General features: G+C 52.2%; 20 protein-coding genes and 4 pseudogenes. 9 read left to right on the top strand and 15 right to left on the bottom strand.

All coding sequences use genetic code 11. The annotated features are described in order from the left end of the window. Positions 1-480: 480 nt before the first annotated feature. From J3P89_RS16015 to J3P89_RS16005, 3 genes are all read left to right on the top strand, one after another. On the top strand, positions 481-894 hold the full coding sequence (locus J3P89_RS16015) for a RidA family protein (RefSeq protein WP_434694844.1): 414 nt from the start codon (positions 481-483) through the stop codon (positions 892-894). Between the two features lie 228 nt (positions 895-1,122). Then, on the top strand, positions 1,123-2,220 hold the full coding sequence (locus J3P89_RS16010; RefSeq protein WP_434694843.1) for an LLM class flavin-dependent oxidoreductase: 1,098 nt from the start codon (positions 1,123-1,125) through the stop codon (positions 2,218-2,220). Between the two features lie 411 nt (positions 2,221-2,631). Continuing rightward, entirely contained in the window at positions 2,632-3,363 is a 732-nt protein-coding gene (locus J3P89_RS16005; protein WP_434694842.1) for a TorF family putative porin, read from the top strand. A gap of 140 nt (positions 3,364-3,503) precedes the next feature. Here J3P89_RS16005 and J3P89_RS16000 read toward each other — a convergent pair whose 3' ends face one another. From J3P89_RS16000 to J3P89_RS15950, 11 genes and pseudogenes are all read right to left on the bottom strand, one after another. After that, positions 3,504-3,716, bottom strand: coding sequence for a hypothetical protein (locus tag J3P89_RS16000; RefSeq protein WP_434694841.1), 213 nt, complete (start codon positions 3,714-3,716; stop codon positions 3,504-3,506). Further along, positions 3,709-3,996 carry an IS66 family transposase gene (locus J3P89_RS15995; protein ID WP_434698009.1) on the bottom strand — a complete coding sequence of 96 codons (288 nt, stop codon included), beginning with the start codon at positions 3,994-3,996 and terminating at the stop codon, positions 3,709-3,711. Before J3P89_RS15995 ends, J3P89_RS16000 begins: the two co-directional genes overlap by 8 nt. Beyond that, positions 3,921-4,094 (bottom strand): annotated as a pseudogene (locus J3P89_RS15990) (IS66 family transposase); the annotation flags it as partial. The pseudogene J3P89_RS15990 and the gene J3P89_RS15995, both read right to left, overlap by 76 nt. 118 nt (positions 4,095-4,212) lie before the next feature. Further along, the gene (tnpC, locus tag J3P89_RS15985) at positions 4,213-5,019 is read right to left on the bottom strand and encodes an IS66 family transposase (RefSeq protein ID WP_434694840.1); all 807 of its coding nucleotides are present in this window, start codon (positions 5,017-5,019) and stop codon (positions 4,213-4,215) included. A gap of 81 nt (positions 5,020-5,100) precedes the next feature. Continuing rightward, positions 5,101-5,366: pseudogene (gene tnpB, locus J3P89_RS15980) on the bottom strand (IS66 family insertion sequence element accessory protein TnpB). A gap of 291 nt (positions 5,367-5,657) precedes the next feature. After that, a pseudogene (tnpC, locus tag J3P89_RS15975) lies at positions 5,658-7,184 on the bottom strand (IS66 family transposase). A gap of 83 nt (positions 7,185-7,267) precedes the next feature. Next, complete coding sequence (tnpB, locus tag J3P89_RS15970) at positions 7,268-7,603, bottom strand: IS66 family insertion sequence element accessory protein TnpB (RefSeq protein ID WP_434694839.1); 336 nt, start codon at positions 7,601-7,603, stop codon at positions 7,268-7,270. 64 nt (positions 7,604-7,667) lie between these two features. Beyond that, positions 7,668-7,931 (bottom strand): transposase, encoded by a 264-nt coding sequence (locus J3P89_RS15965; RefSeq protein WP_434694838.1) that lies wholly within the window; start codon positions 7,929-7,931, stop codon positions 7,668-7,670. 237 nt (positions 7,932-8,168) lie between these two features. Further along, positions 8,169-8,918 carry a methyl-accepting chemotaxis protein gene (locus tag J3P89_RS15960; RefSeq protein WP_434698007.1) on the bottom strand — a complete coding sequence of 250 codons (750 nt, stop codon included), beginning with the start codon at positions 8,916-8,918 and terminating at the stop codon, positions 8,169-8,171. A 108-nt stretch (positions 8,919-9,026) separates the two neighbouring features. Beyond that, a pseudogene (locus tag J3P89_RS15955) lies at positions 9,027-10,166 on the bottom strand (PDC sensor domain-containing protein); the annotation flags it as partial. A gap of 374 nt (positions 10,167-10,540) precedes the next feature. Beyond that, positions 10,541-11,932, bottom strand: a complete 1,392-nt coding sequence (locus tag J3P89_RS15950; protein ID WP_434694837.1) for an aldehyde dehydrogenase family protein — start codon at positions 11,930-11,932, stop codon at positions 10,541-10,543. A 99-nt stretch (positions 11,933-12,031) separates the two neighbouring features. Between J3P89_RS15950 and ptrR the strand changes: the two genes are divergently transcribed. Next, complete coding sequence (gene ptrR, locus J3P89_RS15945) at positions 12,032-12,904, top strand: putrescine utilization regulator PtrR (RefSeq protein ID WP_434694836.1); 873 nt, start codon at positions 12,032-12,034, stop codon at positions 12,902-12,904. 1,024 nt (positions 12,905-13,928) lie between these two features. Here the strand turns inward: ptrR and J3P89_RS15940 are convergent. Beyond that, on the bottom strand, positions 13,929-14,798 hold the full coding sequence (locus J3P89_RS15940) for a LysR family transcriptional regulator (protein WP_434694835.1): 870 nt from the start codon (positions 14,796-14,798) through the stop codon (positions 13,929-13,931). Between the two features lie 131 nt (positions 14,799-14,929). On the opposite strand from J3P89_RS15940, the gene J3P89_RS15935 reads away from it, so the two are divergent. From J3P89_RS15935 to J3P89_RS15920, 4 genes are all read left to right on the top strand, one after another. Further along, positions 14,930-16,051: a muconate cycloisomerase family protein gene (locus tag J3P89_RS15935; RefSeq protein WP_434694834.1), complete on the top strand. Its 1,122-nt coding sequence runs from the start codon at positions 14,930-14,932 to the stop codon at positions 16,049-16,051. 25 nt (positions 16,052-16,076) lie between these two features. Next, complete coding sequence (gene catC, locus J3P89_RS15930) at positions 16,077-16,367, top strand: muconolactone Delta-isomerase (protein WP_434694833.1); 291 nt, start codon at positions 16,077-16,079, stop codon at positions 16,365-16,367. 41 nt (positions 16,368-16,408) lie between these two features. Further along, entirely contained in the window at positions 16,409-17,332 is a 924-nt protein-coding gene (gene catA / locus J3P89_RS15925) for a catechol 1,2-dioxygenase (RefSeq protein WP_434698005.1), read from the top strand. A 222-nt stretch (positions 17,333-17,554) separates the two neighbouring features. Next, positions 17,555-18,082 (top strand): 6,7-dimethyl-8-ribityllumazine synthase, encoded by a 528-nt coding sequence (locus J3P89_RS15920; RefSeq protein ID WP_434698004.1) that lies wholly within the window; start codon positions 17,555-17,557, stop codon positions 18,080-18,082. Positions 18,083-19,727: 1,645 nt separating this feature from the next. Here the strand turns inward: J3P89_RS15920 and J3P89_RS15915 are convergent. Further along, positions 19,728-20,909 (bottom strand): MFS transporter, encoded by a 1,182-nt coding sequence (locus J3P89_RS15915; protein WP_434694832.1) that lies wholly within the window; start codon positions 20,907-20,909, stop codon positions 19,728-19,730. Between the two features lie 1,699 nt (positions 20,910-22,608). Between J3P89_RS15915 and J3P89_RS15910 the strand changes: the two genes are divergently transcribed. Next, on the top strand, positions 22,609-22,776 hold the full coding sequence (locus J3P89_RS15910) for a hypothetical protein (RefSeq protein WP_434694831.1): 168 nt from the start codon (positions 22,609-22,611) through the stop codon (positions 22,774-22,776). 583 nt (positions 22,777-23,359) lie between these two features. On the opposite strand, the gene J3P89_RS15905 is transcribed toward J3P89_RS15910, so the two are convergent. Both J3P89_RS15905 and J3P89_RS15900 read right to left on the bottom strand, forming a co-directional pair. Continuing rightward, positions 23,360-24,274 (bottom strand): outer membrane protein OmpK, encoded by a 915-nt coding sequence (locus J3P89_RS15905; RefSeq protein ID WP_434694830.1) that lies wholly within the window; start codon positions 24,272-24,274, stop codon positions 23,360-23,362. A gap of 238 nt (positions 24,275-24,512) precedes the next feature. Next, complete coding sequence (locus tag J3P89_RS15900; RefSeq protein ID WP_434694829.1) at positions 24,513-25,610, bottom strand: LLM class flavin-dependent oxidoreductase; 1,098 nt, start codon at positions 25,608-25,610, stop codon at positions 24,513-24,515. Positions 25,611-25,699: the final 89 nt, after the last annotated feature.

The following is a 25,699-nucleotide window of genomic DNA, read 5'->3' as shown; positions in this document are numbered from 1 at the left end:
TGGTGAAGCGGTCGCTTGGCCATCCAAGTTGAGGTTGCTGATTTAGTAGCGTTTCACGCTTCGATTTAAGCCACTATAGTTACTAAGATCGAACTTTTTCTAAGACCCTATCTGCGTGCCTGGCCGGCGAGAAGCCATCGGCATGAGCGGCTCCATCAACACTTTCGACCATGCGAACCTCCCGACCAGCGTCATAGCACGTTGTGCCCTATGACCTCGAATGTCAGAATGGCAGCGCAAATGATCGCCAGCACAAATAAAATCAGAAGAAGTGGTCTTAACGACTAAAGAAAAATGGACATATTCAATAAGTACCATATCCGTATAGTGAGGTTTAATAAAAAAATTAGTCATCATTTTTGCATGGCAAGGCTGTAAGGAAGGCCAAGCCGTAACGGGGTTGCGTCGGATAGTTGTCTAACGGCGTGCAGGATGGAGCAGCCCCCTAGTTATCAAAATAATAAATGATATGAGGCCTCTATGAGCAAACCTGAATTCATTAGAGCTAACTGGGATTGGGACAAGGATTACCCCATGTGCCAGGTAGTTAAATGTGGTGATTTTTTATTCCTGACGGGACAGGTTGCGTTTGATTTGAATGGCGAGATCGTAGGTCGAAATGATATGAAAGCCCAGGCGCGCCAGATATTCTCGAACATGCAGCACGTGTTAAGCCGGGTGGGTTGCGACCTTAGTTCGGTCGTTCGTCTAACTAACTATTTCGCCACCCCAATGACCGACATTAACGTAACTAAACAGTATTGGGAGGTCAGAAGAGAGTTTTTTGGCGATCACAAGCCTGCAAGCACTGGAATGCAGGTTGCAGCCTTGATGATACCAGAGATGTTGTTAGAGGTAGATGCCATTGCCTATGCTCCCACCTCAAAGAGTTAACAACCCGTGACGCAATCCACGCGGCGAAGATACGGTTCTCTAACTGGTTGGCCACCGGCGCGCTCGTCTATGACTTTAATTTGCTTGCTCCGGGGAAGCTGGCCTGAGGACGATCGGCGCTTTGAGACCTGCGCGGAGATTGCTTGCCCTGTTTAATCATCTTACCCAGCATCGGAAGTGCCCCGCCGATCCGGCTGCCTTAGTATTTGTTTGGAGGATTCTTTCGAAATGACCAAGACCGTAGCTACCGGGATATTTCTCCCGACTGGAAAGCATGGCTGGATTACTTCGGTAAACTCGCCAGCGATTGAAACCGGAGAGTACACACGGGTTCGGGAAATCGTTCAAAAAGCCGAGGCCCTTGGGCTGGATTTCGCCCTCAGCGCCGCCATCTGGCGCGGACGTAAAGGGCCATCTCGGCACTGGATGCATGTGTTGGAATCCTTGACTTGCTCGGCAGCATTGCTAGAAGCCACGAGCCGCATCAAGGTTTTTAGTACCATTAATATGACTTTCAATCATCCTGCCGTGATCGCCAAGATGGTCGCAACTCTCGATCAGATCGGACCAGGCCGGGTTGGATTGAATGTGGTCACCGGGGACAGCCGCCTAGATCTTTCCCATCTCGGGCTGTGGAACGACACCCTAGACCATGATCGCAGGTACGATTTTGGCGATGAGTGGCTCCAGTTGGCAAAGAAGCTATGGACCGAAGAGCTCACCGATCATCGGGGGGAGTTCTTTCAGACCGAGAAAGCACATATGGAACCCAAGCCGACGCGTATCCCGGAACTTGTGAACGCTGGAGCGTCGCAGCGGGGCTTTAGGTTTGCTGCGGAAAACTGCGACATCGCTTTCATAGTTGCCAGCGACGACCCAGACTCGATTGAGACTGCCCTGCGTGGCAAGCGGACCGCACGTGAATACGGCAAGCCGAACCTAAAGACTTACGGGTGCGTAACCGTCATTGCCGGTAACACCGACGAAGAAGCACAGGCACGTATGGACTATTTCAACGCAGGCGTTGACCTGGTCGCGCTAGAAGACGTTGCGGAGGGTAATCGGCAGAATCAGAGCTTTGAAAAGCTCAGCGTGTCCTCACAGGCGCTGACTGGTGGGGAAAAACGGAGCTGTACGATGCCAGGAGAGCTGGTGGGCTCTTATGAGACCTTGGCTCGGCGCCTAGCTACGACGGTCTTGGAAGGCGACCTCGATGGCATCATGCTTGTGGTGCCCGACTATGTCGAAGATCTTGCAGCAGTTGTTCAACGGGTTTTTCCGCTGATGGAGCAATACGGTGTCAAGTGCAATATTAAACCGGCGTAAGGGTCAGTCCATAGTTACTTACTAACTTCGCATTAAAGCAGCGTCGGTAGGAGTTAAATGGAGGGATCAGGCAGGGCGCCGCGCATTCAAGGCGAAGCGCCCCGTCTTAAACAGGTCATTGGTGACATCGGAATTAAATTCTTAGCGCTTCAACGTTCATGAGCGTGGCTTTTTTCCTTTGTCTACTGGCTGGCGCTGGAATTAGAGATGATAAAAATGCATTTGAATAATAATTATAAATTTTATAGGAGGTATATGCATGTAAGGGATATTTTTCGAAGTTTCAATGTTGGGGTGCGTGGTGGGCTCTTGTAGGGAGCCTAAGCTGACTTGCTGCGTAGTAATATCTTTAAAGATATTATAGTGTGAATTGTGATTCATTCTGCCATAAAAATAATTATGAGGCTAGGTATGAAAAAAGCGACTGTGTTTGCTGTTGCTGGAGTTATCACGTGTGTTGCACATTCCGTGTCGGCAATTCCTTTAACGGACGAGTTTGAACTAATCACCAATGTTGGCGTGTTTTCCGAATATTCTATGAGGGGCATTTCATATACTCAGCGAAAGCCCTCTATACAGGCTTCTGGCATTCTTGCCCATTCGAGTGGATTGTATATTGGGGTTTGGGCTTCCAATGTTGATATCAATGGTCTAGGTTCTCGGACGGAAAATGATCTTATTGCTGGGTACAACTGGAAAATAAGCGATGAAGTCAATATTGACCTTGGTTATATTCAGTACACCTACCCCAAGAGTTCTATTCTCAACGCAAGGGAAATATACGGCGTTCTGACGGCCTATGGATTCAAGGTTGGTACATATTATTCAGATGACTATTATGGTGACCAAGCATTCATATATAACTACGTAGGCTATGGCACCAAATCGTTACCTTATGATATCGGCTTAGATCTTCGCTTCGGTGTCGCTGATTACAAGGACCCAACATTCTTCTCTTCTGATGGTAAATTTAGGAATTCGTACCATGAGTGGGAGGTTAAATTGACCAAAAACTGGGTAGGTTTGGATTGGTCTGCAAGCTATATCGACACAAATCTCTCCGAAACGGAGTGTTTTTCAAATATCGGTGATAAGGAGTCATGCTCCGCACGGCTTATGGTTGGTGTGAGCAAGGCTTTCTAAAATCTTGCCCGAAAAAACCATCGTTGCCAGGCCCCCAGTGTCTGGCTTTTTAGGTGCACCGGGCATGGCGCGTTGCGCGAAGCGCAACCAGTTTGGCTGTAGTGACAACGCGACCTCCCCGGTCACTCAGGCCGTAGCAGTCAGTGATGGGTTGCCGAGAGTGGATTGCCATATTTTTTTAATGGAAAACTTACAACGGTTTTGTCCCCACGCTCCATCTGCAACAGTTTCATGTTTGATTCGGCGAGTGCAGAGGAAGTATTTGTCGACTTCAGTCCAGCAGTAAATGCCAGGCAGATGACGACACCCAGAGCCTCCCGACGGGACAGCGCCAGGCCACTATGGCTAGTCAATTTTACTCTCCGTCCATCGTTTCAAGCCGTAATCCATGGTTTTGCCAATGGCCGAACCGTTATGCACGATATCGCGATAGGCAGCCATCCAGGCATTCAACGCATCCATCACCGGTACCGCCTTTTCTTGCCGTATTCGGCGGCGTATGTCCGGTTCCAGATCCTTGATTTCCCCTCGATCTCGTACAGCGCCTGCATGCAACGCAAGGCTTGCCCAGCCAGCGTGCTCTTGTGAGTCGCATGCAGTTCGAAGAACTTGCGCTGCGCATGGGCCATGCAGCCGATCTCAGTCACGCCGAGTTCGAAGCTGGCCTTGCTAGCCGCCGTAGTCGTCGCAGACCAGCTTGCCTTTCCAGTCGCCCAGGAAGTTACGCGCATGCTCGCCGGCCCGGCTGAGGCTGAAGTCCTAACCTACAGCCGAGGCTGCGCAAAACGGGCTGGTGGCGTAATCCCAGATGTAGGAACGATGGGTCTTCTTGGTCCTCTGCATGAGCATTTATAGCGGCGTTTCATCAACGTGTACGACCGGCTGTTCAAGCACCACTGCGCGCAGCGCATCGACCAGTGGCTGCAACTGCACACCACAGGCGCCAACCCATTGGGCGAGGGTCGAACGCGGGATAGCCAGGCCGGAGCGGCCGAACATGGCTTCCTGACGATACAGCGGTAGATGGTCAGCAAACTTCGCAATCATGACGTGGGCCAACAAGCCCGCAGTCGGGATGCCCTTGTCGATCACCTGCGCTGGCACCGGAGCCTGGATCAGTGTTTCGCAACTGTCGCAGACCCACTTGCCACGGATATGGCGCTCCACGGTGAACACGCCAGGTGTGTAATCGAGCTTCTCGCTGACATCTTCACCGATGCGTTTGAGCGCGTAGCCACAGGCGCACTCCGTGTTGTCCGGCTCGTGATGGATCAGCGTGCGGGGAAACTCAGGCGGCAAGGCGCGACGCTTGGGTTTCTGCTTTTCCTGGGTCGGTGCCGGAGTAACTTGCAGCGACTCCAGTTCCGCTTCAATGGCAGCGATATCGGTATCGATCAGATCATCGAGCAAACTGGCCTGTTCCGGGCTCATTTGTTCGCTGCGTTTGGGGAACTTGAAACGCTTGAGCTGGGCGGTCTCGTGGCTCAGTTTTTCGATCAACGTTTTGTCGTGATGGATCTTCTTGTCCATGACCTGGACGGTCTTGCCCATCGTTTCAACTTGCTCGTCGAGCGCCGAGACGCGTTGCAGCAACTGCGCCGCGAGTGCACGCAGTTGTTCGGGGTTCAGTTGGTCGAGGTCGTGGATCGAAGTCATGCCGCCGATCTTGCCAGATCAGCGTAAACAGGACGACAGGCTGATCGGACAATTGCGCTGCCGGATGGGGCATGGTTCGGTTCAGAGGATGGAAATGGCGTTTGCGGGTCCAACTCCCTGCCATGGCAAGCCCAGTATCAAGGCGTGTGGCTGTTCGGTGCTCAGCTCCATTGGTGAACCGTGGCGCGTGCCAGGCCAAGCGAATTTGCGCTGGTGGAGCCGACGTGACGCCAACCGGATGCCCAACCCATCGTGCACCAGGACTTCATGCGGGTGGCGCGGCGGTTGGCGAACAGATAAGCGCAGTGCGGCTGCGCCGCACCGGACACTGAAATCACACGGGCCATGGCGGTGTCGGTACCGGCGCGCATGTCCATCGGCTCGGTGGCGAGCCAGATTGTATCGAGGCGGATCATCGCAGCAGCTCTCGCAAAAAGGTGGCATAGGCTGCGGCGTTTTCGGTCGGCCAACTCACTTTGACGGTGCCGCGTGGGTGCGGGATTTCGAGACAGATAGCCGGCGACGTGGCTTGCGAATTTACCCCGGCTAGCTGCAAGGGCAGCGGAATGAAAGCAGGCTGCAAAGCCATGGTTCTCTGCGCTTGGACTGTAAGCGTCTGCCCAACACACCTTATGTAATTAAACGGGCGCCCACCTGTACGGCAACAGCTCGGTTATCTCACTCGCACGCTGCGTCGGCAGGCGTGTAAGAACATCCTTCAATTAAGCATACGGATCATGTCCGTTGAGCCGCGCCGACTGAATCAAACTCATGATCGCCGCCGCACGTTTACCGCTGCGTAACGAGCCCGCGAACAGCCAGTTCGAGCGCCCAAGAGCCCACGGCCGGATTTGATTCTCGCACCAGTTATTATCGATGGGCACAGCACCGTCATCGAGATAGCGCGTCAGCGCTATCCAGCGTTTGAGGCTGTAATCCAGGGCCTTGGCGATGGCCGAACCCTCAGGCACAAGCTGTCTTTGGGCGGTCATCCAGGTATGAAGTGCGTCGGCGATTGGCGCTGCTTTTTCCTGCCGTATTCGCTGTCGATCACCCGGTTCCAGCTCGCGGACTTCTCGTTCAATTTCGTACAAGGCCGCGATGTAATGCAGCGCTTTTTCGGCGATCTGGCTCTTGTTGGTCGCGTGCAAGTCGAAGAACTTGCGGCGAGCATGGGCCATGCAGCCGATCTCCGTGACGCCCAGTTCAAAGCCTGCCTTGTAGCCAGCGAAGTCGTCGCAGACCAGCTTGCCGTTCCAGTGGCCAAGGAAGGCTCCGGCATGTTCGCCAGCACGGCTCGGGCTGAATTCGTAAACGACCGCCGCCAGATCGGAGAACTGACTGGTGGCATAGGCCCAGACGTAAGCGCGATGAGTTTTCTTCGCGCCAGGCGTCAGCATCTGTACCGGGGTCTCGTCAGCGTGGACGACGTCGTGCGTCAGCACGGCTTCGCGCAGCGCATCAACCAGCGGTTGAAGTTGCACGCCGCAGTTGCCCACCCACTGCGCCAAGGTCGAACGGGCGATGGACAGCCCGGCGCGGCCAAAGATTTTCTCTTGGCGATACAGCGGCAGATGGTCGGCGAACTTGGCCACCATGATGTGGGCCAGCAGGCCCGCTGTCGGGATGCCTTTGTCGATGACGTGCGCCGGTACCGGCGCCTGGATGAGCGTTTCGCACTGTTCGCAGGCCCACTTTCCACGGATTTGGCGCTCGACGGTGAACACGCCGGGCGTGTAGTCGAGCTTTTCGCTGGCACCTTCGCCGATGCGCTTGAGGGCACAACCGCACTGGCAGTGGCTGTTGTCCGGTTCGTGATGGATCAGCGTGCGAGGAAACTGCGGTGGCAGCGGTGCGCGCTTGGGTTGCTGGCGCAATTTAGCTTCGACAGATGCCGGTTGCAGCGCCTCAAGTTCGGCTTCGATAGCGGCGATATCCGTATCGATCAAGTCGTCGAGCAGGCTGACTTGATCCGGGCTCAACTGCTCGCTGCGCTTGGTAAATTTGAAGCGTTTGAGCAGTGCGATCTCGTGGGCCAGTTTCTCGTTGACCGACTTGTGATGAGTGATTTGCTTGTCCATGGTCTCGACGCGCTGGATCAACTGCGCCGCCAAGGCGCGCAGTTCTTCAGGGTTTAATTGATCGAGATTCGGATGCGAAGTCATGCCGCCGATTTTGCCAGAGAGGGCTAGTGGCGGCGATAGACGGATGGGCCAATTGCGCTGGCAAGCGCGCCATGGCAGACGAGTTAGAGCACCGTGATGGCTCCTCCGGAACCGACGCGTTGCCAAGGTAAACCGAGCACCAAGGCTTGAAGTTGCTCTGCATCCAACTGGACTTCAGAGCCGTGCCGCACGCCTGGCCAAAAGAAGCGCCCTTGATTCAAGCGCCGGGCTGCAAGCCAAATCCCCACGCCGTCATGCACCAACACTTTCATACGATTGGCGCGACGGTTGGCGAACAGATAAGCACAGTGCGGCTTCGCCGCACCGAACACCGCGACAACTCGCGCCAGCGCGGTTTCAGTGCCGGCGCGCATGTCCATGGGCTCGATGGCGAGCCAGATGGTGTCGATGCGAATCATCGCAGCAGGTCTCGCAGAAAAGTGGAACATGCCGCTGCATTTTCTGCCGGCCAACTCACCACGACTACGCCTTTTGAATGCGGCACTTCGATTCGGATCGTGGCAGGAAGGGCCTGATGCATCGCACCGGCGGCGATGTCTTGACCGGGATGAAGGCGGTTTGAAGTGTCAGGTTTTTCTGCGCATGCACCCGAATCCATTTATGGACAAGGTTTGCATTGAGGTTGTGGGTCAAGGCGACATTGGCAATCGAGGTGTCAGCCTGCGCACACTCGGCGATGACCTGGGCTTTAAAGGACTTGGAATAGGAACGGCGTTCTTGGGGCATGGGCGTCCGCTTAAAAAGGCTAGAAATGGTGTCCACTTATTTGGGTGGACACCATCGCCTTTGGCGTCGGGGTCAGGAAGGTGTGTTGGCCGGACGCATACTCTCTAGTTAAATTTTTTAGATGTACTACAGCGAGACCGGTCACCCCGTTGAGCCGCTTCGAAAACCTGGGGACGTTTCCAACCTTCACTACAGGTGTGTTGAAATCATTTTCCTGATGAGGTGAGGAAGAGGGGGCTACACTTTAAAATGATCCATCAGAACCTGCTGCTGGCTGGCCAGTTCGTTGAGGGCGTGACTTATATGAGACGATTCGTCGGCCTGTATCTTGAGTGATTCGGTAACCTCACGAACCCCTGCTACATTCCGATTGATCTCCTCTGCTACCGAGCTCTGCTCTTCAGCTGCAGTCGCGATTTGCAGATTCATGTCGTTGATGACTCTGACTGCAGCGCCGATGCGTTGAAGAGCTTCTACAGCAGAGCCGACCTGTTCGACGCTGTCTTGAGCCTTTCTGTGATTGGCGCCTATAGCGTCTACGACGCTACGTGTCCCTTGCTGAAGCAACTCTATGACTAGTTGGATCTCCTCGACAGACTCTTGAGTCCTCCTGGCAAGATTTCTGACTTCATCTGCAACCACAGCGAAGCCACGCCCGGCGTCACCCGCGCGCGCTGCTTCGATAGCGGCGTTCAACGCGAGGAGGTTTGTCTGTACAGCAATAGATTTGATGACATCCAGAACGGAGCCAATCTGCTCGCTGCTCACCGCGAGGGCCTCCACCTGGCCCATCATGGCGTCCATTTCCTCAGCTAGCGCGCCAATTTTCGCGGTTGTAATATTGATTACTGCAAGTCCTTGGTCCGTTGCTTCATCTGCGTTTTGTGCTGCGCTTGCTGCTTGAGCAGCGCTTTTGGCCACGTCTTGCGCTGTTGCGCTCATTTCATGTGAGGCGGTAGCGACTTGGTCTATTTCTCGATACTGCATCTGCATTCCGGAACTGGTGTTCATAGCAATTTTTGAGGAGCGATCTGCTGTATCCCTAGCTTGATGGACCGATTGCTTGACCTCCGCAATTATTGGTTGAAGCTTATCGAGGAACATATTGAACCAAGAAGCAAGCTCACCCAGCTCATCTGCAGCACGATGATTCAAGCGTTGCGTTAGATTCCCTTCACCGCTGGCAATGTCTTTGAGCATTATGGAGACAGCCCTAATTGGCTTTGTGATGCTTCTCGCCGCGAGCCATAAGACAAGAAGTCCTAATAGCGCGACGCAGGTTCCTATAAGGATATTGTGCAGCATTGTGTGGTCGGCTTGGGTGTCAAGTTCTAATTCAAGGTTTTTTGCCGGTTCAAAAAGTACTGACTCCGGAGTATCCATTAGAATAGTCCAGAATGGAGTGTCGGGTATAGGCGGAAAAGATTTTGTGACTCTCAGCTTATTGTCGGTCCGGATTGCACTTATGTCTTTGGAATCCATTTTTTTGCGTATTTCTGCTGCGTCTTCACCGTATACGCCTTCAATTGTCTTGCCCATTTTTTTTGCGTCAACACTATGGGCAGCTAACAAACCAGCAGGGCTGATAATGCTCACGGCGCTGTTACCGTCGTAAAGACTTTCGCTGCCAGCTTTCGCAAGGTTCTGAAGCTGCTGTAGGCTTATATCCATGCCGAAGACAGCAATTACTTTGTCATTGTCGACGATCGGGAAGGAGATCGAGATAACCAAATTTGACGTGGAGCCCAATTCTTCTAGGTAAGGATTAAAGATGCAAGGTTTAAAATTGGTGCTAGGGCATGTAAACCAAGAGTTAGAAGGAGTGCCGTCAAGCATTGGGGAGGTGTCGCTTATCATCTTTTCTGTTACAGCTAGCGAGTTAATGACGCCATCGTGTTTGGTCCAGTAGCTAGAGAATCTTCCGCTGTCAGTGCTGGCGAGATCAGTCCTGCCTATAAATTTATTATCCTGGCCGTCAAGCTCGTTGGAGTTGAAGACAACGTACATGCTAAGAATATTGGGGTTGGTAGCCAGCGATGACTTTATCTGCTGATTCAACGAGTCTCTAGATTGCGCGAAATCGATCGCGTATTTGGCGCCTAGGTTGCGCTGTTTTTTTATCTGCTCAGCGACACCAGCGCCATATAAGTACGATCTAATGAAGTATGCTTGGATTTTTAGAGCTTGTATTTCGCTGTTCGATTGCAATCTGTCGATTGCGGCGTCATTGATCATGCTCAAAGTCTTGGTTTTTATATGGATAATGCTTGAGCGTGACTGAGAAATGTTGCTGGATAGCAATACCGCTACGACGCTGAGTAAGCACAGACCCGCCAGTATCGTTATTTTGTTTTTTATAGTTATTTGCACGTTGCTATCCTTTTTATACGAGCTAGGTCTGAACCTGGCTGGGGGGCTGAGAGGATTTCCAGATCTTCAGGTATGCGCAAATGCCTGTAAAGGCGCTGAGAGCCTGAGAGGGCCTTATGTTTTTAAAATTTGGAAAAACAAATGCCTCGAAAATCGAGACATTTGTTTTGATTTTGGCAAACCCCGTTTCAAACGGTCCGCACAGCTCGGTGTTTTTATGTCAACTAATGCTGATTCAATCAGTGGCGATCCAGCCACACCGTCTGCGCATTGCAGAACTCGCGCACGCCGAAATGCGACAGTTCGCGACCGAATCCGCTTTTCTTCACGCCACCGAAGGCCACGCGCGGGTCGCTTGCGCAGTAGCCATTGATGAAGACGCCGCCGGTTTCGAGCTCGCTGGCCAACTGTTCAGCCTGTTCGACATTGGCACTGTATACAGTGGCAGCCAGACCAAATTCACTGTTGTTCGCTAGTTCCAAGGCATGCGTTGCGTCTCGGGCGGTGATGATCGACGCAACGGGGCCAAACAATTCCTGCTTGAACGAGGTCATCTGATCGGTGACGTCGGCCAACACCGTCGGCTCATAAAAGTTACCAGGGCCCTCGGCCTTCTGGCCGCCCAGCAACAGGGTCGCACCTTCCTCCAGAGTGTTGCGCACCTGTAGATCCAGTTCCTCACGCAGATCGAAGCGGGCCATCGGGCCGATGTACGTTTCGGCAGACAATGGATCGCCCACCACTAACTGGCGGGTAGCGTCAACAAATCGCCTGGTGAACTCTTCGACTATACCTTGCTCTACAATCAGTCGCTTGGCCGCCGCGCAGACTTGTCCGGTGTTCTGGTAACGCCCGACCACAGCTGCTTTAACGGCTTCGTCGAGGTTGGCATCGTTGAGAACGATGAACGGATCGGAACCGCCCAGTTCCAGGACGCACTTCTTGAGCGCTGCGCCGGCCTGGGCGCCGATGGCCACGCCGGCGCGGACACTGCCGGTCAGGGTGATAGCAGCGATACGTGTGTCTTTAATTGCCGTGGAGACACCCTCCGGCGTGACGTTGATCACCTCGTAGATGCCCTCAGGAAAGCCCGCCTGTTTAAACACCTCCCCCAGCAGATAGGCGCTGCCCATCACATTGGGTGCGTGCTTGAGCACGTATGTATTACCTGCCAGCAGCGCCGGGACAGCACCGCGTAGTACTTGCCAGATCGGGAAGTTCCAGGGCATTACCGCCAGAATCGATCCCAATGGACGATATTCTATGCGTGCCTTGTTGTCTTCGACCAGGGTCGGCTCGGCGTTAAGCATGGCTGGGCCGTGTTCGGCGTACCATACGCAGAGTTGTGCACATTTTTCGATTTCACCCCGGGCTTGGGTGATCGGCTTACCCATCTCTAGAGTGATCATCCGTGCCATGGCCTGTGCGTTGTCACGCAATGCCTGGCCAAGCGCAAGCAGGCGCAAGGTGCGCTGTGCGATCGGCTGGCGGCTCCAGGCGCGGAACCCGGCAGCAGAGCGCGCAAGGGTTGTCTGCAATACTGCTCCGGAGTCGAAAGGGTACTGGCCGATCTGTTCACCGGTCGCCGGATTGACCGAGATGGCGTGGGTAAGGCTGGAAATACTGCTCATAGCACCGTCCTGCGGATAGGAATGAACTCAGATTAAGGTGCTGTATATTTAGTTTAAACTGAATAATAATGAGGGACACATTCACGATTGGAGAATGCCATGGATCTGGTTCAGCTCGAGATTTTCAAGGCTGTCGCTGAACACGGCAGTATCAGCGTCGCTGCGCAGCACATCCACCGGGTGCCTTCGAACCTGACCACACGGATCAAGCAATTGGAGCAGGATTTGGGCGTCGACTTATTCATCCGCGAAAAAAGCCGCCTGCGGTTGTCACCAGCCGGCTGGAGCTTCCTCGACTATGCGCGTCGGATTCTCGGCATGGTCCAGGAAGCCCGTGCCACGGTTGGGGGGGAAGAACCCCAGGGCACCTTTCCCCTGGGGTCGATGGAGAGCACAGCGGCGGTGCGGATTCCTACGCTCTTGGCGGCCTATAACCAGCAGTACGCTAAGGTCGAACTGGACCTGTCCACTGGACCTTCGGGGACCATGATTGATGGCGTGCTGGCAGGCCGGCTAACCGCCGCTTTTGTTGATGGCCCGGTGCTGCACCCTGCACTGGAAGGCGTACCGGCATTCGAAGAAGAAATGGTCCTGATTGCACCGCTCAACCATAGCCCTATTCAACGAGCGCAGGATGTGAACGGCGAAAACATCTACGCCTTCCGCTCCAACTGTTCCTATCGCCATCACTTCGAACGCTGGTTCGCCAAGGACTCGGCGGTGCCGGGCAAGATCTTTGAGATGGAGTCCTATCACGGAATGCTCGCCTGTGTCAGTGCCGGCGCGGGCCTAGCCCTGATGCCCCGCAGCATGCTGCAAAGCATGCCCGGGTGCAGCACGGTCAGCGTCTGGCCACTGTCGGAATCCTTCCGTTATCTGCCGACGTGGCTGGTATGGCGCAGGGGTACCGTTTCGCAAAGCTTGACCATGTTCGTGCGGTTGCTCAAGGAGCGGTGTGAGGGGACGGATTAAACAGGTGCATCCCTAAAATTTACAATGTTAGCCAGACGTAGCCTTGATGTTGACTGTTTCGGTCGGCGTCTTCGAGCTTTGGCAAATTCATAATGCACAAGGTCTACGCGCGGTTCTGGATTCGCGAATCATGGCTATCAGGGGCTTTCCGGTCGTCAGGATGAGCTCACGCTTTATGAATTGCGCCTGCTGCTAGGCATCGCTGAAGCGGGCCTGTTCCGTCACGTAAGGTGTACCTGACGCACGGATTCAGGCGGAAACAATGGGTCCGACAGACTGGCTACTTTTGGTGGGCGCTTGTTTTGCCCATATTACGGCGGGCCACTGGGTGCCTTTTGCCGCTGCTCGCAAGTGTCTGGGCTTGTGCGGGTGGCAGCGGGTGTTCATATTTTGGCGCTTGCATGCTGCGTTCTTCCTCATGATTTAACGGAACGCTGCCGTCCCGCCCGAGCAAAGAGCCGTTGTTGAGCGCGGCCCGCCAGATGCAGCTGTTAACTGGAGAATCGGAGGAGGGGGCAGGTCACTTGTTTAAATAATAACTGGCTCATCCGATCCAATTGGCGATCATGGTTCATTCCTGTCACTAGATTACAATCTACACGGTGATCTTCTCCTCCAGGCATCTCAGCAAATACTGCGACCTGAGCACCTAACTGATCCGCTTGTTGACTACATGTGTTGGCTGGCCGTAGCGGCTGGCACCATGGTACTGCCCCGATTCGCCACCATACCTGCGTGCTCCTTGAAAAATTGGTTCGGGGTGCGCTGACCTTGGCCACCGAACTGGTGATCGCCTCCCTGCGAAACCGGCGATCAGTCTGCTGGGCTTTCGCATCTAGGCGGTAATGTTCTTCGTCGGGCCTGGTCCAGCAAAGTAGCGGTAAGGCGATCAACGAGGACTTACTCGAAGCTCGGCAATACCTGTCCTCAATCCGATTTGCACAGTTGAATGGTGGTTTGGGCCTCCGGTCACTCTAGGCTGTACTTGGAAATGCCCATCAAGAGCGAACCTTAACCAATCTTTTTAGGTATTAGCTTCAAGCAGTGCTAAACAGCGCTGTAAAACTGGACTTACATCACCTTTGCGGCGGCTGAGGATGATCGGGCTGACGGCACCACTGTCTAGCAGTCCGACGTACTTGATATCCGCTCGGTGCTGTTGTTGCACAGAGGCCGGGACCAGAGTCACGCCTAAGCCGACGGCAACCAAACCTATGGCGGTCTGCAGTTCGTTGGCCCACTGGCTAACGTGGATACTCATGCCGTGTTGGGCAAACAATGCCAGCACATGATCGGCATAGCTAGGCCTGGGGTTAGCGGGGTAGAGAATGAATGCTTCGTCGGCCAACTGGGCAAGGGTGAGCGAGGTGCCTGCGAGCGGGTGCCCCTGGGGCAGCACAGCCACCAGCGGGTCTTCGCGAAGTATTTGCTGGTCAATGGCTGAGTCTTCGATGCGAATGCGGCCGAAAGCAATGTCAATTCGCCCAGTTTTCAGCGCCTCGACTTGTTGAACTGTGGTCATCTCGCTGAGCCCCAACTCCAATTCGCTGTCCTGGCGTAGCTCGCGGATCAACTCTGGTAATACGGTGTAGAGGGTGGACGGCGCAAAGCCGATACCCAGCCACTGGCGTTGGCGATGGCCGATGCGACGGGTATTGACGGTGATGTTGTGCATTTGCTGCAGAAGCGTGCAGGCTTGCTCGTAAAAAAAACGCCCAGCCTCGGTCAACCGCAACGGCCGCTCCCGCACCACTAGCAGCGTGCCAAGCTCATCCTCCAGCTGGCTTATCTGCCGACTCAGCGGCGGCTGGGCCATGTGCAGAAGTTCGGCGGCGCGGGTGAAATTCAGGGTTTCTGCCAGCACTTTGAAGTATCGCAGATGGCGCAGTTCCATCAAACCTCCAGGGTATGGTGGGGTATTCATTTGATATTGGACAGGGTGCACAGTCTCGCGCAATCCTTGAGCTATCAAGTGAATGCATTTCTGGGCCTGTCAGGGGCTCTACTTTACGGGGTCTGGTAACAATGACAACCGCTGTAATCGAGCGTATAGATGCAATTATCATCGATCTGCCAACCATTCGTCCGCACAAGCTGGCGATGCACACCATGCAGCAGCAAACCCTGGTGGTATTGCGCGTGCGTTGCAGCGATGGTGTGGACGGAATAGGTGAGGCTACCACCATCGGCGGTCTGGCTTACGGTTATGAAAGTCCCGAAGGCATCAAAGCCAACATTGATGCGCACCTAGCGCCAGTCCTGATCGGCCTGCCAGCGGACAACATAAATGCCTCCATGCTCAAGTTGGATATGCTGGCCAAAGGCAACACCTTCGCCAAGTCAGGTATTGAAAGTGCGTTACTCGACGCCCAGGGCAAGCGCTGGGGCTTGCCTGTAAGCGAGCTGCTGGGCGGGAGGGTGCGTGACAGTCTCGAAGTAGCCTGGACTCTGGCCAGCGGTGACACCCACCGCGACATCATCGAAGCCGAGCAAATGCTGGAAATTCGCCGGCACCGAGTGTTCAAATTGAAGATCGGCGCCAACCCGGTGGAGCAAGACCTCAAGCATGTCGTGGCTATTAAGCGCGAATTGGGAGACCGCGCCAGCGTGAGAGTCGACGTTAACCAGTACTGGGACGAGTCCCAAGCCATCCGTGCCTGCCAAATCCTCGGCGACAACGGCATCGATCTTATTGAACAACCGATCTCACGCATCAACCGCAGCGGCCAGGTTCGCCTGAGCCAGCGCAGTCCCGCCCCGATCATGGCGGATGAGTCGATCGAAAGCGTAGAGGACGCATTCAGTCTTGCCGCCGCCGGCGCCGCCAGCGTCTTCGCTCTGAAAATTGGCAAGAACGGCGGCCCGCGCGCGGTGCTGCGTACCGCTCAAATAGCGGAGGCCGCTGGCATCGCCCTATATGGCGGCACCATGCTTGAAGGCTCGATTGGCACCATGGCCTCAGCCCATGCCTTCCTTACTCTGCGCCAGCTGACTTGGGGAACCGAGTTGTTTGGTCCGCTGTTGTTGACTGAGGAAATCATCAACGAGCCGCCACAGTACCGTGACTTCCATCTGCACATTCCGCGTGCCCCCGGCCTAGGTCTGACGCTGGATGAACAGCGCTTGGCACGCTTTGCCCGTCGTTGATTGCATAGAAAGCAAGGAGATAATCATGCTGTTCCACGTGAAGATGACTGTAAAATTACCGGTCGACATGGACCCGGCCAAGGCTGCTGAGCTGAAGGCCGCCGAAAAAGAACTAGCCCAGAGCCTGCAGCGCAACGGTACTTGGCGCCACCTCTGGCGAATTGCTGGGCAATATGCCAATTACAGTGTGTTCGATGTGCCCAGCGTCGAGGCGTTGCATGACACTTTGATACAGCTTCCGCTGTTCCCATACATGGACATTGAGGTCGACGGACTCTGCCGTCATCCTTCGTCGATCCAAAACGGCGACCGTTGATTCGCACCTACTTTTTAGAAGAACAATATAAGGTAAGCATGATGACATTAAAAATTTCTCACACTTCCGATATTCAAATTTTCTTCAACAAAGTCGCTGGTTTTGACCGCGCCGAAGGCAACCCACGCTTCAAGGAGATCATCTTGCGCGTGCTACAGGACACCGCTCGTCTGGTCGAAGATCTGGAAATCACAGAGGACGAGTTCTGGCACGCCGTTGACTACCTTAACCGTCTCGGTGGTCGTAATGAAGCAGGCCTGCTGGCGGCAGGCCTAGGCATCGAGCACTTCCTTGACTTGTTGCAGGACGCCAAGGATGCCGAGGCCGGCTTAAGCGGCGGTACTCCGCGCACCATCGAAGGCCCGCTGTATGTTGCTGGCTCGCCGCTGGCGCAAGGCGAAGCACGTATGGACGACGGCACCGACGCGGGTGTGGTGATGTTCCTCCAAGGCCGGGTGTCCGATTCCGAAGGCAATCCGCTTGTCGGCGCTACCGTCGACATCTGGCATGCTAATACCCAGGGCACCTACTCGTACTTCGACTCAACACAGTCTGAGTACAACCTGCGCCGGCGCATTATCACCGATACCAATGGCCGTTATCGCGCTCGCTCGATCGTGCCGTCGGGATATGGCTGCGACCCGCAGGGCCCGACTCAGGAATGTCTCGACTTGCTCGGCCGTCACGGGCAGCGTCCTGCGCACGTACATTTCTTCATTTCAGCACCGGGGCATCGCCACCTGACCACGCAGATAAACTTTGCAGGGGATCAGTATCTGTGGGACGACTTTGCCTTTGCCACCCGTGATGGTCTGATCGGCGATCTGCGTTTCGTCGAGGATGCAGCTGCAGCACGCGACCGTGGCGTGCAAGCTGACCGTTTTGCCGAACTGGCGTTCGACTTTTATCTGCAGAAAGCCGCGGCACCGGAAGCAGAGGCCCCTAGCCACCGCCCACGAGCCTAGCAGGAAGCCTAACCTGATCTATTTTCAGCGATACGGTATCTAAACTTCCAAGGGCTATGCACGCAGGGTGATCGACGGGGGCTGCTTCTTCAAGTTCTCCAACATGAGCAGTTTTATCTATATCCAGACCTTTCTTTGCGTGAAGGTTTGGGTTCTGTTCCTAGTTCTATTCAGCTCGGAACCCTTCCATTCGGAGATGTCTTTTATCTGGAGGGCGTTCTTATCTTTCAACTCTTAGCAGTTGGAAAGCAAAACAAGAATCCAAGAGTATCTAATATGGCAACTAATCGTTACGCATTTATCAAGTCAAATTGGCACAACGAAATTGTTGATCGTGCCTTAGCAGGTTTCTGTGAAATAATTCCCGCAGATCAGATAGATGTGTTTGACGTCCCTGGGGCATTCGAAATGCCGCTGATGGCGTTAGAACTTGCCTTTACTGGTCGATATGCTGCCGTTGCTGCGGCGGCCCTAGTGGTTGATGGTGGAATTTATCGGCATGACTTCGTGGCGCAAACGGTTGTTGATGGACTAATGCGCGCGGGATTGGAGACCCGCGTTCCGGTGATCTCACTGTCACTTACGCCTCATCATTTTCAAGAAACTGATCACCACTGCGCAATTTTCGCTGAGCATTTCGTTTGTAAAGGTCGTGAGGCCGCTAATGCTGTTCTAAATATTTTGGCCATCAGAAAGAAAGCTCTGTCAGCACTTAACGGAACCTGTATTCAGCGATTCAATATGGGTTAGGTAGTCGCGCAGAGAGACGATCACAACGAAACTATAAAAGGGAGGCCTGGCACAACTCACTTTGTTGCCAGGGTGCCTAGGCGACTAACCGAAAAAAAGCAGTTCGGTTAGTCGATTTTTCGATAGAACGCTAGAGCCACCCCAGCCCCGTTCAGTAGATCTCAGTTTTTGACCTGCCACATGCCCAGGTCCATTATCGCGCAGTGCGCTAGAGTGGTTAGCTATTCCCTACAAAACACTGACCACTAGCGACTTCTTCTGATCATCGCTAATGAAGTGATCATCCTGGTAATGATCCTTGGCACTGAGTCATAGCCAGACAATCAGATGGGAGTTGATCGGTGCCGAGGCGCCGACCGTGGGAGCTAATCGATGCTACCGCAAAGGTCCTAGCAGTGATTGTCTGCAGTCAAACTGGTATCTCCCCTTGCTCAGAAGCCCAAGGCATCCATCAGCAAGGCGGTAACTCGATTCGGCAAGCAACACTGCATCAGGGCATTGCAAGCGTTCAGGCTGGGCGGAGCTGGAATTTCTTAGCAGTCACAATGACCTGGGCTGTACGGAGCATGGGATATTGGTCCTGTTGCAACCGTGAACCAGCCCCAGTGACAGTTGAGAGCACTGAAGTCGCTCATGAAAGTGAGCGCTCACTACTATTGTGAAATAACGCCCTTCTTGGATCATCTTGTAAGAAAGCCAATCATTACGGCCAATCCCCGATTCCTTCGAGAGTCTTGAGGCGTCTAGGACATACTTGACAGCTACCGTCAGTTTGGTGTGTCCAGGCGATTACAGTTGTGCCCGGATCAATAAACTTCAGCATGCAGTAAAGGTGTGGGTGGTAAGCAGAAATATACAGTTCTTCCAAGCGGTCAAGCACATTTCGTCGATGTTATGTTGCAGAAAACAAGCTTTGCCGCGGCAAGGGCATTTGGGGAATGTAGGTTAGTTAGCATGTGAATGTTTTTTGGGGCCGTTCATGGCACTCATCTGTTGAAACTGCTGCGCCCCCCTTTAGAATCCAAAATTTTATGGTGTTAAGGTCGTTGAAAGACAGATGTTCAATGTATCTGAGCGTCACGTCCTAGTTAATCGGCGATTATAGCATGTCGAGTACTTGATGGAATTCAAGTCGCTTCGATTCGGCTAGATAAGATAGGAGCTAATAACGTCAGTTGGTCACTAAATAGCCGCTGACTAATCAATTCTAGATGCCATTCTTAAATCATTGCAAATATTCAAGTGTTAACGTAATTACCGACCGAGTATAAAAGGTGAGGGCGATTTTCGTCAGTGCCTTATTCTGTGGTGGGCGTAGTTATAGTGAGACAATATTCTGGAGAGGTTGTGAAAATGACTATTAGCAGAAATCTAGCTTGACATGGCAGGCGCATGCGAGCGGTAATTATCAGTTAAATAATAGATAATTGGTGTGCTGCTCAGTCCGTACTGCGTTCAGTTACGTTTTTTTGGATTGGGTGAGGCGCGGGGATTAGAGGTGTGACTTAATCGGTTGCAAGTAATGCTTTAACTATAATTGCTTTTCCAGATCTATTCACCTGCTTCGGGGCGGTATACCGCCACCCCGAACTGGATCAGTAATCTCGGGTCCATAGCGATGTGGCGAGTTTAAATGAGCTCAAGGTCAGAGTGTGGCGAGCTTGGGCGGTTGAGTGGGCTTGAGTTTTTTCACACCATGATAAGCAAATGCTAGACTGAAGAAAATTAGAATTATCGAAGCGAGGGCGACACTATCGAACCCCCCTAGGCTAAACGAAGCCCCGCCAATCGCAGGCCCGATTGCGGTGCCAACATTGAGGCATGCGCCACCTGCTGCAGCCCCCTCACCCGAATCGTCGAGCTCTGCAAGCAAAGCTTGTTGGTAAGGTATCGCAAAACAGCCGAAAGCTCCGAGAAGTGCGGTGGAGATCATGAATATCTGGATGCTATCGCTGCTATACATTCCTATCGAAACAAGAACAAGGCAGAAGCACGAAACGAGGATCGGCGACCTGTAACCAAATCGATTGCCAAGATACAATGCCAACAGAGTTGCGGGAACTTGCATGAAGCCACAAGCGGAAAATGCTAATGAAGTTTGTTGAGTAGTGGCGTTTAGTGCTTCAGCGACAGTTCCTGCAAAGGCCCAACCCACGCCCTGTGATGCGACGAGTGCTCCAATTGATAAAACCGCGCTCGGCACGCCAGGTTTCAACCAGGCGCGTCGCCCGGCGCTCAATGAAACATTATGGCCTGAAGTTGCTCTACCTCGTGCTGCAGGCAACCAAGCAACGGACACACCAAGTACCAGGGTAATGGCAAGTTCAGTGTAGTCAAGTCCGACGCTTCCTACAGACTCCATCACGGCGGGCAAAACGTACATAAGAATCGCCGCTAGAGCTGCGACCATACAGATTATCCGGGCATAAATTTTTTCGGGCTGTAGGAACATAGCAGGGACCGCAGTTACGGCGGCAGTGACAATGCCTAGACCTATCCCGAAGAAAGTGCGCCCGATAAGCACCGGTGTGAGGGATGTAGAGACGGCCGACAAAAACATGCCTATTGCGGCTATTACGAGACCTATCATACACATCTTCCGCTTATCGGCAGAAGCCACAAAAGGCACACACGCCATCGCGGCAAATGCGAGTGCCATTAGCTCCCACGATGTAATCCAGCCTGCTGCTGCTTCCGTGACTGAGAGCCGTTCACGCAAGCTGATCACGTCATAGGGCAGTCCTAAGAAACACAGCCAGGAAAGAGATGCTATTGCTTGTACAGCGAATGCTTCCGCACTACTCAAATTGCGCTTTAACGTTGTCATATGCCCACCAATAGACATTTTGTTATTGTAGGTCCGGCTTTAGTCAAGCTGGATTATTTAATTGGCAGTTCAAACAGCAATTTTTTTATAATCAAGGCGTTAAGTCAATATTGACTGGGTTGGCCTGATTTAAAACCTATTCATGAAGGTTCTATGCCCTTACATTTTTCCTTGATTGCGATGCTAAAATCTCGTTGTCCGTAACGAAAGCACATCTATTGAGACGGTCGCCTAATTTTTCTATAAAATGAAACCTCCTTAGCAGATAAAATAACCCTTTTATCTGCATAGTAGCAATTAGTTGATTAGTTAAAAAGCATGGAAGAGCTTGCTTATAGTATCTAACTTTAACAATATGTCTGGAATCATCAAGGCTGCACCTCAGTGCTCGCGGGTGTTTGATAGCCAAAAATTCTCCTATGACCTCCGAGTACTGCTTAGTGACATTAATTTGTGTCATTGGGGTAGCGAAATAGTTAGTCAATCGAAGTAAGATCGCAGCCCACCCGGCTTAACACGTGCTGCATGTTCGAAAATATCTGGCGTGCCTGGGCTTTCATACCATTTCGGCCTACGATATCGCCATTCAAGTCAAACGCGACTTGTCGCGTCAGGAATGGAAACTCATCGCATTTGACATTCTGGAAAATGAGGCATTTCTCATTCACGGTCGGACCTGACGAATTCAGCATTGTTCATAAAATAATTATTTTACCGTCTATTGTATTGAGCGGGTTTTGATGTCATGCGACGTAGTATAGCTAGCCCAATCTAAAATTTTTAGCATCGAGCTGCATGACCGTCAAGCTGCTATGTATGGCTGCTACCACCACACTTCAACGTAGGACGCAATATACGGATGTGCCACTCGTTGCATATATCCATTTTTAGTTTGTGGCTAAGACCACTGCGTATGATTCATTCGCACATCATTTACTTATCAATGAGTTAGAGAAATCTATTGGTGCGAGAGCTTGAGTTTAGCCCATGCCCCTCTACTGCCTAAGCCAATAGCGAGAGATAAACGTTGAATTATAATATTCTATGATTAGTTAAAAAGTTAACAAAGCTAAGGACGTCGCTTCCACCCGCGTGGACGGAAGAGGGCTTCGCTCTTTACAAGAGGCCGCAAATCTGAGGTAACCGCCGCAAACGTCTGGGATTCTGGAGGCGCCAACCATCTCTGCACAGCGCCGGAGGCATGTCTCCTGACGCAATAGCTCTACACCATGCTTTGACCTTGCTCGGGTCGAGGCCAAAGGGTGAAGCCTGCGTTTTTAACGGGTGAAAGGGGGGGATTTATTAACCTCTGTTGGACCAGGTGCCAGCTACGCAGGGCGCCCACAAGCTGCTAACGTCCAAGCCTATGGACTAATACCCTCCGGCCTGTTCAGGACCAGTCAGCGATTAGCACAAGTGGCTTGGGCTGTAGGCGACATATGGCAAATACTGGCCTCGATCAGGTTGTGGCCGGGCAACGAACTTCGGATTTTTGAGTCCCATCGCGCGAAAGCAGGGCTGCCAGCTAGCCCCTCAGGCCGCATACGCTTAGCGCTCGGGAGTCCCAAAACAAAACGCTAGGCGCATCGGCACTGTCAAGGCCGTCGCCTCTTCTGCTTGGCATGATCGCCTGCCGGGCCAAAACCAGTTCAAAAGGTTCTCCGAAAAACTCCTCGACGAAGTGGAAACAGGCGACCGCGTGAATATCGAAAAGCATGTGCCTTTTCACAATATCAAGGGTGCCCGAGCCAGTTTCGACACTATGAGCGCCACCCTCGAACGTACCGCCAGTTTCAAGGTCAGCCAAGGAGCCAACATCGAAAGCCCGGCGAAGACGAATCCCGCAATCGGACATGCTCACTCTTAAACAAATGTAGCCAGTCGGAAAAAAAAGTTGCACCTAAAGCCTCGCTTTCATGAATGGCGGGCCCATTATGGTTGCTAGATTCGCAACGTCGTCTCTGTCTGGTCACCGGCCGTACTCTCTGACCGTAAACCCTGTGCCATCGGCCTGAATGCTTCGGCACTGTGCTTTGTTGCTGGCACTGCGTGGGGCGGAGCTGACGCACAGCTTGGTCGTCTGGCCACGCACGCTCCGTTGACAATCGTTAGCGATAGGCGTTGGAGAATGCGTGCTTTTGAGGTTGCTTTTTAAAACACGTCGCGTTCCGTTAAGCGGCCACGGAGGTTAGTATAATCGATTGGAAATATCCTTGGCGCAGAAGGTGCTGTATCCATCTCTGATGAATCAGGAATTCTTGAGAGCATGCCACAAACATAATTAATCACTTCTGCCGCATATACGAGAGCCGGATCAGAGGTAAGTGTGATCATGGCTAAGACTTGCAGTATGCCGCAGTGCTAATTAGGCCCAGGGGTGTAAGGTTTACTTCAATATTCAATGTGTTTAGGCATGTTTTGTGATCTGCGTCCCCGTCTTTGAATTAGCCCTAAAAATTTAGTTTTACCAAGAGACTTATCGCGCTTTGCTTCGTGCGTCCGACAATATAATGACTGACGACCCCACCATCTTCAATCCCATATTTGTTAGACCAGTAATCGTACTCCAGTCCGATATAGACCCGCTTTTTTTGCTGGCCGAGTGCTTCGCCTAAGTCAAATTTCAACTGTGGGTTGAAATGGAGATTTTTCTCTATTCTATCGCCTCGGTTTACGCTGCCTTTGGAATTTAGAATCCAGTCAATGTAACCGTCGAATGTTACATGAGTATTGAAAATAGGTGCTGTAAAACTCCATATAGGTGTGACTTGCCACAGCCCAGATGCCTTATTGCTAATTCCATCAGCCTGTCTATAATAAAAATTAAGCTGAAAAAAATCCGCTCCTGAAATGTCCAGGTCAAATCCAGGACCTATTAGATAATTTTGGAAACGGTTCTCGCCGCGTTCGTAGGTCGCGGCAAGCAATAAGTCGGTAATCAGACCAAGCCTGTAGTTACTATTGGTCAGTTTGTTCACTGATAGGCGTGGGCTGAATTCCCCGTAATAAGTGGACGAGCCAAGCGAGCTGTCTGACTCCTTGTCAAAATTTACCGAATCAATGACAGTGAATAAATCTCCCCAGCTCCAGCTACTTGAATGCTCGAGTGTATAAGTGTGTTGATTGGATGGATTGACTCTAAAATTTTGTCCGCTTATATAAGTGAAAGTATTCGACTGCCATATAAGGTTTGAGGAGTGAGCGGGTAGAGTCAGGCTACATAAACCGACGAGGGTTATTACATGGCGATTAAGAAAATATTGTTTTAAAAAACCCCTGCACGTGCGTTGCATGAAAAATAACAGGGGATCTTGATGGATGGAGGCAGAGTGAGCTGTCATGCGTTGATTATTATGGCTTTTCATGCGGCCCTCGCGCGAGAAGCGCTCTGCTACAATAAAAGAACTATGGCAGCATTCGCTATTATTGTTGTAAAAAACATGAACAAAAATTGAAACTTAATTTGATATATGATCAATCGTTTGGCTGGTATTATCAAGTATAACTATAGAAATATGCGGGTTGGTAAGTTGCTTGCGTGGTACTTGCTGATGTTATATGCCAGCTCATCCCTGGAAGATGCGCTGGCATATTGCGGCTGAGTTACAGGGGGCGAACGTTTGTAATAACGCCAAACTGCTCCATTAGCGGTAGCATACGTTCGGACAACGCTTTCAGATCCTTTACGTAATCAGGAACGATAAGCATCAGGCCATCAAGCTGCCCTTCAGTGACCGTTCTTGCGAGTCTGCGCGCTACAGTTTCATAAGACCCTACAATTTCACCCGGCATTACGCAGCTCTTTTTAGCTCCGCCCGTCAATGCAAGGCTTGCATCACTTGCTGACTTAGAGCTGCTATTCTGGCTATAGCCAGCGGCAATATCGTCGAGACATTCAATATCTGCACCCTCATTAAAGAAAGCCATTAAGTCTTCGGCTTCTTTATCTGTTTCCCCAGGAATAACTGTAACGAGTCCGTAGGTCTTAAGGTTGGGCTTGTTGAGTTCTTTAGACATCTTTTTGGCATTGAGTGCTGATGAGATGGATTTTGGGTCGTCGCTTGCAACAATAAATGCAATATCGCAATTATCAGCAGCGAACTTGTAACCCCGTCCTGAAGCTCCGGCATTTACCAATGGGGGTATACGCGACGGTTTGGGTCCCATAGTAGCTTCATTTAGTTCGAAAAAATCACCTTTGTGACTAACCACCTGTTCAGTCCACAAACGTTTAGACACGGTCACCCATTCATCGCCTAGGTCGTATCGGGTATCGTGGTCCAATTTATCATTCCACAATCCGACGTGTGCCAGATCCAGGTAACTTGACCCCGTGACCAGATTTAGTCCGACCCGGCCGGGTGCGATCTGGTCCAGCGTCCCCATCATCTTGGCTATAATTGCTGGCGGGTATACGGTCATGTGAATGGTGCTGAAGATCTGAATTCGTTTCGTTGCTTGGAGAAGTGCTGCTGTTACCGTAAGGGATTCAAGCGAATCCATCCAATGCCGAGAAGGGCCTTTTCGACCGCGCCAGATGGCGGGACTTAGAGCAAAATCAAAATTGTACGCCTCGGCCAATTTTATAATTTCGAGCTGTCGAGCAAAACTTCCATCTTCAACCGCAGGTGAGTTAACGGAATGGATCCAACCATGGTTACCAACGGGAAGAAAAACGCCGATATCAATCAACTGTGCCATACTATTTACCTCAACGGTTTTATTATTGGAGCGTGTGGTTTTAGGATGAAATTTTAAGGAGCGAGTCGCCAATTGCATTAGCTTAAGTA

Origin of the sequence: Pseudomonas sp. Z1-14, assembly GCF_051132005.1 — a bacterium.
Classification (GTDB): Bacteria; Pseudomonadota; Gammaproteobacteria; order Pseudomonadales; family Pseudomonadaceae; genus Aquipseudomonas.
This window is presented reverse-complemented; position numbering and strand designations above follow the sequence as displayed.

Coding starts and splice junctions, on each gene's coding strand:
- J3P89_RS15900 (WP_434694829.1), bottom strand. CDS start 25,610: ATGGCACAGTTGATTGATATCGGCGTTTTTCTTCCCGTTGGTAACCAT.
- J3P89_RS16015 (WP_434694844.1), top strand. CDS start 481: ATGAGCAAACCTGAATTCATTAGAGCTAACTGGGATTGGGACAAGGAT.
- catA (WP_434698005.1), top strand. CDS start 16,409: ATGACATTAAAAATTTCTCACACTTCCGATATTCAAATTTTCTTCAAC.
- J3P89_RS15950 (WP_434694837.1), bottom strand. CDS start 11,932: ATGAGCAGTATTTCCAGCCTTACCCACGCCATCTCGGTCAATCCGGCG.
- J3P89_RS15960 (WP_434698007.1), bottom strand. CDS start 8,918: ATGCAGTATCGAGAAATAGACCAAGTCGCTACCGCCTCACATGAAATG.
- J3P89_RS15915 (WP_434694832.1), bottom strand. CDS start 20,909: ATGACAACGTTAAAGCGCAATTTGAGTAGTGCGGAAGCATTCGCTGTA.
- tnpB (WP_434694839.1), bottom strand. CDS start 7,603: ATGATTCGCATCGACACCATCTGGCTCGCCATCGAGCCCATGGACATG.
- J3P89_RS15935 (WP_434694834.1), top strand. CDS start 14,930: ATGACAACCGCTGTAATCGAGCGTATAGATGCAATTATCATCGATCTG.
- J3P89_RS16005 (WP_434694842.1), top strand. CDS start 2,632: ATGAAAAAAGCGACTGTGTTTGCTGTTGCTGGAGTTATCACGTGTGTT.
- ptrR (WP_434694836.1), top strand. CDS start 12,032: ATGGATCTGGTTCAGCTCGAGATTTTCAAGGCTGTCGCTGAACACGGC.
- J3P89_RS15940 (WP_434694835.1), bottom strand. CDS start 14,798: ATGGAACTGCGCCATCTGCGATACTTCAAAGTGCTGGCAGAAACCCTG.
- J3P89_RS16010 (WP_434694843.1), top strand. CDS start 1,123: ATGACCAAGACCGTAGCTACCGGGATATTTCTCCCGACTGGAAAGCAT.
- tnpC (WP_434694840.1), bottom strand. CDS start 5,019: ATGACTTCGATCCACGACCTCGACCAACTGAACCCCGAACAACTGCGT.
- J3P89_RS15905 (WP_434694830.1), bottom strand. CDS start 24,274: ATGAAAAGCCATAATAATCAACGCATGACAGCTCACTCTGCCTCCATC.
- J3P89_RS15965 (WP_434694838.1), bottom strand. CDS start 7,931: ATGCCCCAAGAACGCCGTTCCTATTCCAAGTCCTTTAAAGCCCAGGTC.
- catC (WP_434694833.1), top strand. CDS start 16,077: ATGCTGTTCCACGTGAAGATGACTGTAAAATTACCGGTCGACATGGAC.